Below are 11,903 nucleotides of genomic sequence, written 5' to 3'. Positions count from 1 at the left end.
GCACCAGTAGGCGAGCCGGGCGTAGACCCCGTCCCCCTGCTCCGCGGTGCGGATCCGCGTGCCGCAGCGGCGACACCGCTGACCACCCCGCTCGAACACCCAGGTCTGACGCCCCCGCGCCAGCTCACCGGTGGTGGACTGCTGGGGGCGGTCGGCGTTGCGCAGCAGCAGCTCACGCGCCAGCGCGATCACCGCGGCCGCATCCGGGACGTCCCGTACGAGGGTCCACGGGGAGAGCCCGAGCAGGAAGCACACCTCGGTCTTGTAGAGGTTCCCGACGCCCGCCATCACCCGCTGCTCCAGGAGCACCAGCCCGAGCTCCGACGCACCGCGCGCGGTGAACCGGCGCAGCGCCTCCGCGGCGTGCGCGTCGTCCCAGGCGGGGTCGAGCAGGTCGGGACCGAGGTGCCCGACCAGCCGGTCCTCCTCAGCGGTCGGCAGGAGCTCCAGGTCGTGCAGCAGGAACCCGACGGCGGTGCGCTCCGCGGTCTCCAGCACCGCGCGGGCCTGGTGGGAGGGCCGCTGCCACGCCATCCCGGGCCGGTAGAGGTGCCACGACCCGTCGAGGCGCAGGTGGCTGTGCAGGCTGCGGCCGTCGTCGAACCGGGTGAACAGGTGTTTCCCGACGGTGGCGACGTCGAGCACGGTGCGGCCGGCGAGGTCGTGCTCCGCGAGCTGCGGATGGCGGAGCTCGCCCCGCAGAAGCGTCCCGCCGGAGAGCGCGGCGCGTAGGCGCTTCCCGGTGAGGTAGACGGTGTCGCCCTCCGGCACGGGCCGACGGTAGCGCGGGTCGCGCCGCTCCACCGATCGGTGGATCGGCGGTCCACCTCGGGTGCCGGGTACTCCGCCGCGACGGTCGATCTCCACGGGCCCGCGGGGCAGCACGATCGTTTCATGCCCGTCATCGAGGTGGACCACCTGCACAAGCGGTACCGCGACCAGGTCGCGGTGCACGACGTCTCCTTCTCCGTGGAGGAGGGGGAGATCTTCGGCGTCCTGGGTCGTAACGGCGCAGGGAAGACCACCACCGTGGAGTGCATCGAGGGCTTGCGCTCCCCGGACGGCGGCTCCATCTCGGTGCTCGGGCTGGATCCCGGGCGCGACCGCGCTGCGCTGCGCCGCGTGCTCGGCATCCAGCTGCAGGCGAGCGAGCTGCCGGAGAAGCTGCGTGTGGGGGAGGCGCTCGAGCTCTACGCGTCGTTCTACCCGTCGCCGCTCGACCCCGGCGAGCTGCTCGAACGCTGGGGTCTCGCGGCGAAGCGGGACACCGCGTTCGGGAACCTGTCGGGAGGCCAGAAGCAGCGGCTGTCGATCGCACTGGCGCTGGTGGGGAACCCGCAGGTGGCGATCCTCGACGAGCTGACCACCGGGCTCGACCCGCAGGCCCGGCGCGACGCCTGGGAGTCGATCGAACAGATCCGCCGCGGCGGCGTGACCGTCGTGCTGGTCACCCACTTCATGGAGGAGGCCGAGCGGCTCTGCGACCGGATCGCCGTGATCGACGCGGGGCGCGTGATCGCGATCGACACGCCGGCCGGGCTCGTGGCCGGGCTCAGTGACGGCCAGCGGCTGCGGTTCCGCCCGTCGGTCCCGTTCGAGGACGCGGTGCTCACGCAGCTGCCCGAGGTGGCGTCGGTGCAGCGGAACGGGCCTCAGGTCGAGGTCAGAGGCGGCGGCGACCTGCTGACCGCGGTGACGTCCACGCTGGCCCGCCACCAGGTCGTGGCCATCGACCTGCGCCTCGAGCAGCCCACCCTCGACGACGCGTTCGTCGCCCTGACCGGCCGTTCCACCGAGAACTGAGGAGTCGACCGATGACCGAGACCACGACCGCAACCCCGACCCCGACCCCGCAGCACCGCGCGCCGCGTCCGCTGCGCGCACTCGCGCTGGCGGAGACCCGGCTGTTCCTCCGCGACCCGATGACCCTGCTCATTGCGGTGGTCCTGCCGACGGTGGTCCTCGCGGCCCTCGGCGCCGTACCGGCGCTGCGTGAGCCCAGCGAGATGTTCGGCGGGCTCCGGTTCACCGACTACTTCGCGCCGTCCCTGCTGGCGATCAACATCGCCGTACTCGGCCTGCAGAACCTGCCCACCGGGCTCGCCACCTACCGGGAGAAGGGGATCCTGCGACGGCTCTCGGCATCTCCCATGCACCCGGCGGCGGTGCTGGTGGTGCAGCTGCTGATCAACGTCGTGACCGTGGTCATCGGCACGGCGCTGATGCTCGTCGTCGCCGTGTACGTCCTCGACGTGCCGGCGCCACGGCACCCGGTCGCGTTCGCCCTCACGTTCCTGCTCGGCACGTCGGCGGTGTTCGCGCTCGGGCTCGTGATCGCGGCCGTGACACCGCGGGCCCGGCTCGCCACCGGGATCGGTGCCGTCGCGTTCATGCTGACGCAGTTCTTCGCCGGGGTGTACCTGCCCAAGTTCCTGCTCCCCGAGGCGCTGGTGCGGATCGGGGAGTTCGTGCCGCCCGGCGTCGGGGCCTTCCAGGCGGCCTGGATGGGGGACGGGCCGGCGCCGGTGCACCTGGTGGTGATGGCGGTGATCGCTGTGGCGGCGACCACTGTTGCCGCTAGGTTCTTCCGGTGGGAGTGAGGTCATGAGCGGCGCACAGCGCGGTGCGGCGGTGACGCAGGGCTGCGGGCCGGCGAACGGGCCGCTGTCGGGCACCGAGGAGGTGCTCGACGCCCGCGAACGCAGGTTCGACTCGTTCATGGAACGTTTCGTGCCCTATCTCGGGCTGGCGATCGGCACCGTGCTGACGCCCGCCGTGATCCCGTCGACGCCGGGGTACTGGCTGGTCACCGGTCCGCTCGTGCTCGTCGCGGCAGCCTGGTCATACGCCTTCGTGACGCGGCGCCCCGTGGCGGCGTCGGATCCCCGGCTGGGCGCCGTGTACGTCGGTGGGCTGCTGGTCCTGATGGCCGTGCTCGTGCAACTGTCGCCCTTGTACGGGTTCCAGGCCCTGGCCGGGTACATGCATTCGTTCCTCTACCTGCGCGGGCGCTGGCGCTGGGCCGGGGTGGCGGCCACGGCGGCGCTCGTCGCCTACTCGCAGCTCGGCGGAAGTCTGATCGACGAGATCAACCTGGGCGTCATCGCGGGACTGGTGGCGGTCACGGTGATCAACGCTCTGGTGGCGGGGGGTTTCACCTACTTCGGCACGCTGTCCACCCAGCAGTCCCACCGCAGGCGGGAGATCATCGTCGAGCTGAACGAGACGAACCGGCGCCTGTCGGAGTCGCTGGAGGAGAACGCGGCCCTGCACGTCCAGCTGCTGGCCCAGGCCCGCGAGGCCGGGATGCTCGACGAGCGGGCGCGGCTGGCGCGGGAGATCCACGACACGATCGCGCAGGGCCTGACCGGCATCGTCACCCAGCTGGAGGCGGCAGGCGCCGCCGACGACGACCCCGCCGTGCGGCGTCGCCACATCAGCACCGCCAGCGCGCTGGCCAGGGAGAGCCTCACCGAGGCCCGGCGCTCGGTCGACGCCCTCGCGCCCGGCCAGCTCGTGGAGGCACAGCTGCCCGACGCGATCGCCGAGATGGGCAAGAAGTGGGCGGAGACCGCCGGCGTCGAGCTCACGGTGGACACCACCGGCGAACCGAGGCCGCTGCTGCCCGACCTGGAGGTCACGCTGTTCCGGGTGGCCCAGGAGGCACTGGCCAACGTCGGGAAGCACGCGTCGGCCACGAGAACCGGACTCACGCTGTCGTACATGGACGACGTGGTGGTGCTCGACGTCCGAGACGACGGCAGGGGCTTCGTCCTCCGGCCCGGGGCGAAGCCCGACGCCGGGAGCGGTTTCGGGCTGGCGGCCATGGAGCAGCGGGTCCGGCGCGTGTCGGGGACGTTCACGGTGGAGAGCACGCCGGGCGAGGGGGCAGCAGTGAGCGCGAGTGTTCCGGCGATCCCCGCAGAGGTGCGGTGATGACCGACGTGATCCGCGTGCTGATCGTCGACGACCACCCCGTCGTCCGCGACGGCCTGCGCGGCGTGATCGACGGCGAGCCGGACATGCAGGTGGTGGGGGAGGCTGGGCACGGCGCCGAGGCGCTGGCCCGGGTGGCCGTTGACCCCGTCGACGTCGTCCTCATGGACCTGCGGATGCCGACGATGGGCGGGGTGGAGGCGATCGGGCAGCTACGGCGCCGTTCGCCGTCGGTGCGTGTCCTCGTGCTCACCACGTTCGACACCGACCGCGACGTGCTCCCGGCCATCGAGGCGGGCGCCACCGGCTACCTGCTGAAGGACACTCCCCGCGACGAGCTGCTGCGGGCCGTCCGGGCCGCCCACCGCGGGGAGGCCGTGCTGTCGCCCGCCGTGGCCGGGCGTCTGATGGGCCAGGTCCGGTCGCCGGCCCAGGACCAGCTCAGCGGCCGCGAGCTGGAGGTGCTGCGGTTGGTGGCCGCCGGGTTCACCAACCGGGAGACCGCACAGAAGCTGTTCATCAGCGAGGCCACGGTGAAGACCCACCTGCTGCACGTCTACGCGAAGCTGGAGGTGCGGGACCGCGCCTCCGCGGTGGCGGCGGGGTACCAGCGCGGGCTGCTGGTGCCCGAGGAGCGCTGACCGGCCCGTCAGCCGGGGACGGCCGTGCGCACGGCGTAGAGGACGTCGTCCCGGACGGGGACGAACCCGAGCCGGGCGGCCACGGCGAGGCTCGCGGTGTTGTCCGGTGACGTCGTCCACGTCGGGGTGCGGCCGCGCGCCCGGACATCCGCGATCAGCGCGGCCGCGCACGCCGCCGACAGCCCGCGCCTGCGCTGGGCCGGCACCGTCACCACGCCGATGTCCTCGTGGCCGCCGCCCACGTAGAACGGCACCGCGACCGACGCGAGCCCGCCCCCGGCCGTCGCCCCGTACGCGACCTCCGCGGCGGCGAGCACCTCCGGGCCGCCCCAGGTCTCGTGGATCCAGGCGCTCTCCTCGTCGAGGGCGGCGAGTGCCGGCGCGTCGGCCGCGGTGAGCAGCCGAACGTCCCGGGCGGGCGGCGGCACGGCCACGGCCTCCGGGAGTGCGGCGACCAGCCGGGCCCAGACGGCCGTGGCCGGGTCCAGGGCGCGCAGTGCGGGCAGCCACTCCGGCGGCGCCTCGACGAACCCCGCGACGTCGTCGAGGTCCCCGTCCGCGAGGTAGCCGGGATCTCCGCGCAGCGCGTAGTTGCCGGGCAGCTCGGCGAGCACCACCCGCGGGTCCGGCCAGCGGTCCACGCGGCACCGGCCCCGGCCCGTGCGCGCGACGTGCTCGAAGATCAACGGACCCGGCCGCTCCGGGGCGAACCACCGGCGCAGCTCCGGGCGGGCGTCCGTGGGGATGGTGAGCATGTTCCGGCACCCTGGCCCGTTGGCGGCTTTCGCGCCACCGAGAACGGTACGGTGGCGGGCATGAGGGCGACGGCGGCGCAGGCTCTTGGCCTGTTGCTGCTCGGTTCCGTGCTCATCGGCACCGCCGTGGTGATCGAGCAGTCGCTGCTCATGGGCGTGCTCGGGGCGCTGCTGTGCGCCTGGGGCCTGGCCCGGCGCCCCGCTCTCGTACTTCCCGCAGCGGCCTGCGCCCGGCTCGCCGTGGCCGTGCGCGAGCACCACCGCGCGCTGGCGCGGCGCGCCGTGCCCCGCCAGCGCGACCCGGACGCCGCCGGGCACACCCGGTCCCGCGCCCCGTCGGAGCTCCTGCCGGCGGTGTAGCGCCTGCGCGTGGCGCCGCCGGACGAGTCCCGTCCCGGCTGCCCTGGAGTCCCGCCATGCGTACGTCCGTCCTGCTCGTCCCCGGCACGGGGGGCACACCGTGCTAGATCCCGTCTACTACGCCGTCTCCGCCGTCATGTGGTGCTGGCACCAGCTGTTCGGTCTCCTGCTCGGCCCGTCCAGCGGCGTCGCGTGGGCGCTGTCGGTGGTCTTCCTGGTGCTCACCCTGCGCGCGCTGCTGATTCGGCCCTTCCTCGCGCAGGTGCGCTCCGGGCGGGCGATGCGGGCCATCGCGCCCCAGCTCGCGCAGCTGCGCAAGCAGTACGCCGACGACCGCCCGCGGCTCATGCAGGAGACCAAGGCGCTGCAGAGCGCCCACGGGGTGAACGCACTCGGCGGCTGCCTCCCGGCCGTGCTGCAGATACCGGTGTTCCTCGGGCTGTTGCACGTGCTGCGCTACTTCAACCGCCCCGGCCTGACGTTCGAGCAGAACGCCGCCATCCCGAACTACGTCTTCTCGCCCGACCAGGTGCGCTCGTTCCTGGAGGCCCGCCTCTTCGGGGCGCCGCTGTCGGCGTACCTGAGCATGCCCCAGCAGCTTCTCGACTCCTTCGGCGGCCACGTCGAGCGGCTCGACGTCGCGGTGGTCGCGGTGCCCCTGATGCTGGTGGCCGCCATCGCCACCCACTTCTCCGCCCGTCACTCCGCGCAGCAGCAGCCGCCGGACGGCCCCACGGCGTCGATCATGCGGTTCACGCCGTGGATCTTCCCCCTCGGTGCGCTCGTGGGCGGGCTGTTCTTCCCGTTCCCCATCGCGATACTCGTCTACTGGCTGACGAACAACGCCTGGACGCTCGTGCAGCAGCGGATCGTGTTCAGCCGCCTCCCCGCCGTGGTGTCCCCGCCCGCGCCGGTGGTGGCCCCGGCCGCGCCTGCCCTCGTCCCGGCCACCCCGCAGGACGGGGACCCGGCGGTGAACCGCGCCGGAGGTGGGGGAGGGGCGAAGCGCAAACGGCACGCCTCCGGGCACCGTCCGAGCCGCAGGCGCCGCTGACGGTCCGGGCGACTCGCGGGGATTTTCCGGGCGACTCGCGGGCGGTTTTCGGGCGACTCGCGGGTCAGCGGGCGGGTTCGGTCGTGAAGTCGTCCCAGCGGACGCGGCGCGTCATCTGCCAGTAGTCCACGATGCGCCAGGGCAGTGCGGAGATGACGCGGCCGAGAGTGTTGCGGTACCAGTTCCGCATGGCGGGATGCGTCCAGATCATCCGCGCGTGCGCCTCGTCCTGGCGGCGGGCGTAGTCGGCGTACGCCTCGGGCCGTACCTCGATCGCTCCGATACCGCAGTTCACCATGTTGGTGATGACCTCGACGATGTAGCGCACCTGGCACTCGGCGATGGTGATGTGGCTGCCCCCGTGGCCGAGCGCGGTACCGGGGCCTGCGGTCAGGAACAGGTTGGGGAACCCGGCCACGGCGATGCCGAGGTAGGCGTCGGCGTTCTCGGGCCCCCAGACGTCACGGATGGAGCGGCCGTCCCGGCCACGCAGGTCCATCGGATGCAGGTACTCGTAGGTCTCGAACCCGGTGCAGAGCACGACGACGTCGACGTCGACCTCCGTGCCGTCCTCCGCCCGGACGCCGGTGGGAGTGATCGCGGCGACCGCCTCGGTGACGAGGTCGACGTCGTCGCGGCGCAGTGCGGTGAACCAGCCGTTGTCCAGCAGCATCCGTTTACCGAACGGCGGGTAGGTCGGCAGGGATTTCTCGACCAGATCGTCACGCCCCTCCAGTTCGGAGAGCAGGTGGCGGGTGAAGTGGCGCCGGTGCGAGTCGTTCACGGCGTTGACGGCACGTTCCGGATGCTCCCATTCCGGGTCGACCTGCAGCGCCGGGTGGACCCTGTCGTTCATGATCCAGGCCAGGCGGGTGCGGTACCAGCGGCGATAGAAGGGCACATGCTCCGTCAGGAACTGGACGGCGTCGCCGACGCGCTCGAAGTACACGGTGTTCGGTGCGATCCACTGCGGGGAGCGCTGGAACACCGTGACGTGCCCGGCCCGGCCCGCGATCGCCGGCACGATCTGCATGGCGCTCGCGCCCGTCCCGACGACCGCCACGCGCTTGCCGGTGAGATCGAGGTCGGCGGGCCACCGGGCGGAGTGGAAGATCGGCCCGTGGAAGTCGCCGAGTCCGGGCAGGTCGGGAACCTTCGGCCGGTTGAGCAGGCCCACCGCCGTGATGACGACGTCTGCCTCGAACTCCTCGCCCGCCGTGGTGGTGACGCGCCAGCCCTGCCGGCCGGCGTCGTAGCCGGCGTGCGCCACCTCCGTGCCGAACCGGATCATCTCGCGCAGGCCGTAGTGGTCGGCCACGTCACGCAGGTAGCCGAGCACCTCGTCGCGCTTGCCGTAGTGGGCGCTCCACTGGCGCGGTGCGAACGAGTAGGAGTACAGGTGGCTCGGGGTGTCGACGCCCGCGCCGGGATAGCGGTTCTCCAGCCAGGTGCCGCCCACGTCGGCGTTCTTCTCCAGGACGACGCACTCGATACCCGCCTCGCGGAGCCGGATCGCGGCGAGCATGCCCGACACACCCGCCCCGATGACGATCGCGCGGAACCCGGGATCGGCCGGAGCGGAAAGCGGTGCCGTCGCCCGGAAGCCCATGTCCTCCGCGGCCATCGCCACGTACTCGGCAGGCACCGGCTCGCCGGCCGCGAGGGTCATCAGCTCCAGCAGGGTGGCACCCGTCGGCGCGGGTACCGCGGGCGGGCGACCCGCTGACCAGGCCAGCACGGCGTCGACGGCCGCGGTCCGGATCTCGGCCCTGACGCGCTCCGGGAAACCGCCGTCGATGTTCTCGTCCATCCCCCGGCTGCGGGTGGGGCGGTAGGGATCGGCGAGCCAGCGCGGGTCGCCGGTGAGCTGGTAGAGCACCGGCACGAGCGCGGGCAGGTTGGCGTGCTCCATTGCGCGGGTCAATGCCTGGGAGTCGAGCGGTGCTCCCGGCTCCGGTTCGGCCAGGACGGTGGGCACAGCGCTCATGCCCATAGCCTAACCGCGGTTAGGCAATCGGCGCAGATGATAATCTCGGACGTGCCGGTCAGCGGAACAGCCCGTGGTGTCAGTGTCTAACGGCAGACAGGACGACTCACTGATGGAGCCGACGCCCGATATCGCGTGGCAGCACCGCGCCCCGGTCGGCCGGGCCACCATCGGCGACCAGCTGCGCCGCCACGCCCGCACCCGGCCGCACAAGGTCGCTCTCGTCGCCTACGACACGGCGGGAGCGCGCAGCCAGATCACCTACGGGGAGCTCGACCGTCGCGCCAACCGGTTCGCCCACCTCCTGCTCAGCCGCTCGATCCGCAGGGGTGACGTCGTGGCGGTGGTGGCCCGCAACGGCATCGACGTGGCCGCCCTCTACTACGGGACGCTGAAGGTCGGCGCCGCCATGAGCCCGGTCAACGTGATGTTCGGGGAGCGGGAGATGCGCGAGCAGCTCGCGCACGCCGAGCCCGCTGTGGTCGTGGTCGCCGGAGAGTTCGCCGACCGTGTCACGGCGGCGGCCCCCGGCCTCCCCCTGCTGACGTTCGGCGACGCCCTCGAGCGGAGCCTCGCCGACCAGCCCGACACCGAGCCCCTGGCCGATGTCGACGAGCACGACGTCGCGATGCTCGTCTACACCAGCGGCACCGAGGCCACGCCGAAGGGCGTGCTGATCCAGCACCGCAACTACCTGATCTCCACCGCGCCGGCGTGGGGCTGGGGCCTGGAGACCGGTCCGGACGACACCTGGCTCTTCGTCATGCCGTTCCACACCATCTCGGGGCTCGGCTCGATGACCACGCTCACGCTGATGGGGGCCACCCTGGTGCTGCCGGCAGGCGCGGGCGCCGCCCACTCGCTGGAGGTCATCGCGCGGGAGCGCGTCACCGTGATCGCGCAGACCCCGACGTTCTACCTCGCGCTGGCAGGCGCCGAGGCGTTCGGGCCCGGCGTCGTCGGCGCCGTCCGCCGCTGCCTCACCTACGGGGGCCAGGTCACCCCCGCGGTGGTGGAGGCGTGGTCGGCGGCCGCCCCCGGCGCGCGGTGGGGCACCTACTGGGGGCAGTCGGAGCTGTCCCAGCTCGGGACGGTCGGTTGGTTCTCGACCCTCGACGACGTCCCCGGCGGCGACCCCACCTGGATCGGCAAGCCGGTGACGCACCTGGAGGCGCGGGTGGTCGACGCCGACGGCAACGACGCCGAGCTCGGCGAGCTGGTCTGCCGATCACCGTCGGTCATGCTCGGCTACCACCGCGAGCCGGAGAAGACCAGGCACGTTATGCGCGGCGGCTGGTTGCACACCGGCGACATCGTGCGGGTCGACGCCGACGGCAACCTGTTCTTCCACGACCGGCTCACCGACGTGATCAAGTCCGGTGGCATGAACGTCTCGTCGCAGGAGGTGGAGCGGGTGCTGCAGGCCCACCCCAGCGTGCTGCGCGCCGCGGTGGTGGGGCGGCCGGACCCGGTCTGGTCCGAGGCGGTCACGGCCTTCGTGGTGCCGCGCTCCGGCGCCGTCCCCGACCGGGACGCCATCGTGGCGTTCTGCCGGGAGCAGCTCGCGGTGTTCAAGGTGCCGAAGGCCGTGCACGTCGTGCCCGAGCTGCCGGTCGACGCGCAGGGCAAGATCCTCAAGCGCGAGCTGCGAGCGTTGGAGCTTCCGCGGTGATCGCTCCGGAGCAGGTCGATGCGCCCCCGCCGGGGGACGGACCGGAGTCGACCGGGCCTGCCCCCGCCGCGCGGCGGCGGGTACGCCGGGCGGAGATCGTCGCCGCGGCCGCGCGGATCTTCGCGCAGCAGGGATATGCGGCCGTGGGGATGCGCGACATCGCCGAGGCCGTCGGGATCCGCGGGGCCAGCCTGTACCACCACTTCGCCTCCAAGGAGGAGATCCTCTACGCGGTGTGCCTGACCGTCACCCGCGAGCTGAACGAGCAGAACCTCCCCTTCCTCGACGCACCGGGCACACCCGGGCAGCGGTTGGCGGCGTTCGTGCGCGCGCACCTGGAGTTCCTGCAGCCCCGGCGCGTCGAGCACATCGTCGGGCTCCACGAGCTCGCCGCGCTCAGCCCGGCGCACCGCGCCGAGATCGACGGGTACCGGCGCTACTACCAGCGCCGCGTCCGGGACGTGATCGACGCCGGGATGAGGTCCGGGGAGTTCGCCCCGGCCGACCCCCGCCTCGCCGCCTTCGCCGCGTTCGGTGTGCTCAACGGGATCAGCAGCTGGTTCCACGAGGACGGTGCGCTGGACCTCGAGGAGGTCGTGCGCGGCTACGTGGTGCTGATCGTGGGCCGGATGCTCGGCTCACGGGAGTACTTCAATGGCCAGAACTCGTGACCAGCCGGTTCAGGCGCGCAGGCGCAGCCCCTTCGGGGTGACCCGGAAGCCGGCTTCGGTGAGCACCTCGGCCAGTGCGGAGTCGAGTGAACCGACGCCGTCAGCACGCTCGACGGCCAGCGAGCCGAGCCAGCCCTCGTGCACCGCCCCGGCCAGCGCCTGGGCGGCGGCTGCCAGCTCGTCCCGATCGACCGTGAACGACAGCAACGACCGCCCGCCCCGCTCGACGTACAGCGCGGGCGCGCCCTCGACCAGGACGACGAGCGCCCCGGCCTTCCGGCCCGGCCGGTGCTTCGTGTCGCCGACGGTGGCGGGCCAGGCGAGCGCCGCCCCGTAGGGCTGCGCCGGGTCGGCGGCGGCGAGCACCACCCGGGACAGCCCGTCGCCCTCGCCCCTCACCGCTCCGCCGTAGCCGTGGTCGGGATCGGGGCCCGCGGGGCTGCCGTCGGGCCGGGAGAGGGAACGCAGCCGGTCGATCGCGCCCGGCACGGCGAACTGCGCCGCCCCGAGCCCTTCCACGACGTAGCCGCGCCGGGCGCGGCCGGAGTCCTCCATGGCCCGCAGCACCCGGTACACCGCCGCGAACCCGCCGCTCACCCGCTCGGTGGCCAGCGCGCCGCGGGTGAGCACGCCGTGGCGTTCGAGGAACGCCTCGGCACGGGCATGGGCCCGCCGGGTGGGATCGGGCTCGCGATCGGCGGCGAGGGCCCACCGGCCGCCCACCGACGGCGGCCCGCTCCGGCTGGGCATCGCCGGGCGGCCCGCGCGCAGCTGGGCGTACCGGCCGCGCGGGGCGGAGCGCCTGCTCCGGTGCGCCGGGCCCCCGC

General features: G+C 73.1%; 12 protein-coding genes. 8 read left to right on the top strand and 4 right to left on the bottom strand.

Going from position 1 to position 11,903, the window contains the following annotated elements; genetic code table 11:
* Positions 1–771 (bottom strand): DNA-formamidopyrimidine glycosylase family protein (locus HF577_RS33905; RefSeq protein WP_169400087.1); only part of this gene is annotated, 771 nt, incomplete at its 3' end.
* A 123-nt stretch (positions 772–894) separates the two neighbouring features.
* On the opposite strand from HF577_RS33905, the gene HF577_RS33900 reads away from it, so the two are divergent.
* Genes HF577_RS33900 through HF577_RS33885 form a run of 4 tightly spaced genes read left to right on the top strand, consistent with a single transcriptional unit; the run spans position 895 to position 4,577 of the window.
* Positions 895–1,803, top strand: a complete 909-nt coding sequence (locus HF577_RS33900) for an ABC transporter ATP-binding protein (RefSeq protein ID WP_169400086.1) — start codon at positions 895–897, stop codon at positions 1,801–1,803.
* Positions 1,804–1,814: 11 nt separating this feature from the next.
* On the top strand, positions 1,815–2,600 hold the full coding sequence (locus HF577_RS33895; RefSeq protein WP_169400085.1) for an ABC transporter permease: 786 nt from the start codon (positions 1,815–1,817) through the stop codon (positions 2,598–2,600).
* 4 nt (positions 2,601–2,604) lie between these two features.
* Positions 2,605–3,936 (top strand): sensor histidine kinase, encoded by a 1,332-nt coding sequence (locus HF577_RS33890; protein WP_169400084.1) that lies wholly within the window; start codon positions 2,605–2,607, stop codon positions 3,934–3,936.
* Positions 3,936–4,577: a response regulator gene (locus tag HF577_RS33885; protein ID WP_169400083.1), complete on the top strand. Its 642-nt coding sequence runs from the start codon at positions 3,936–3,938 to the stop codon at positions 4,575–4,577. The genes HF577_RS33890 and HF577_RS33885 overlap by 1 nt, the downstream gene beginning before the upstream one ends.
* An 8-nt stretch (positions 4,578–4,585) precedes the next feature.
* Here HF577_RS33885 and HF577_RS33880 read toward each other — a convergent pair whose 3' ends face one another.
* Positions 4,586–5,332, bottom strand: coding sequence for a GNAT family N-acetyltransferase (locus tag HF577_RS33880; protein WP_169400082.1), 747 nt, complete (start codon positions 5,330–5,332; stop codon positions 4,586–4,588).
* 60 nt (positions 5,333–5,392) lie between these two features.
* Between HF577_RS33880 and HF577_RS33875 the strand changes: the two genes are divergently transcribed.
* On the top strand, positions 5,393–5,692 hold the full coding sequence (locus HF577_RS33875; RefSeq protein ID WP_169400081.1) for a DUF6412 domain-containing protein: 300 nt from the start codon (positions 5,393–5,395) through the stop codon (positions 5,690–5,692).
* 100 nt (positions 5,693–5,792) lie between these two features.
* Positions 5,793–6,746 carry a membrane protein insertase YidC gene (gene yidC, locus HF577_RS33870; protein ID WP_169400080.1) on the top strand — a complete coding sequence of 318 codons (954 nt, stop codon included), beginning with the start codon at positions 5,793–5,795 and terminating at the stop codon, positions 6,744–6,746.
* A gap of 64 nt (positions 6,747–6,810) precedes the next feature.
* Here yidC and HF577_RS33865 read toward each other — a convergent pair whose 3' ends face one another.
* Entirely contained in the window at positions 6,811–8,733 is a 1,923-nt protein-coding gene (locus HF577_RS33865; RefSeq protein ID WP_169400079.1) for a flavin-containing monooxygenase, read from the bottom strand.
* Positions 8,734–8,845: 112 nt separating this feature from the next.
* Between HF577_RS33865 and HF577_RS33860 the strand changes: the two genes are divergently transcribed.
* Positions 8,846–10,405 carry a class I adenylate-forming enzyme family protein gene (locus HF577_RS33860; RefSeq protein WP_169400078.1) on the top strand — a complete coding sequence of 520 codons (1,560 nt, stop codon included), beginning with the start codon at positions 8,846–8,848 and terminating at the stop codon, positions 10,403–10,405.
* Positions 10,402–11,076 (top strand): TetR/AcrR family transcriptional regulator, encoded by a 675-nt coding sequence (locus HF577_RS39970; protein WP_211175259.1) that lies wholly within the window; start codon positions 10,402–10,404, stop codon positions 11,074–11,076. The genes HF577_RS33860 and HF577_RS39970 overlap by 4 nt, the downstream gene beginning before the upstream one ends.
* Positions 11,077–11,085: 9 nt before the next feature.
* On the opposite strand, the gene HF577_RS33850 is transcribed toward HF577_RS39970, so the two are convergent.
* Positions 11,086–11,903, bottom strand: an 818-nt coding sequence (locus tag HF577_RS33850; protein ID WP_456154037.1) for an Lhr family helicase, incomplete at its 5' end; no start/stop codon positions are given.

It is taken from the genome of Pseudonocardia xinjiangensis (assembly GCF_012911925.1).
Taxonomy (GTDB): Bacteria; Actinomycetota; Actinomycetes; order Mycobacteriales; family Pseudonocardiaceae; genus Pseudonocardia; species Pseudonocardia xinjiangensis.
This window is presented reverse-complemented; position numbering and strand designations above follow the sequence as displayed.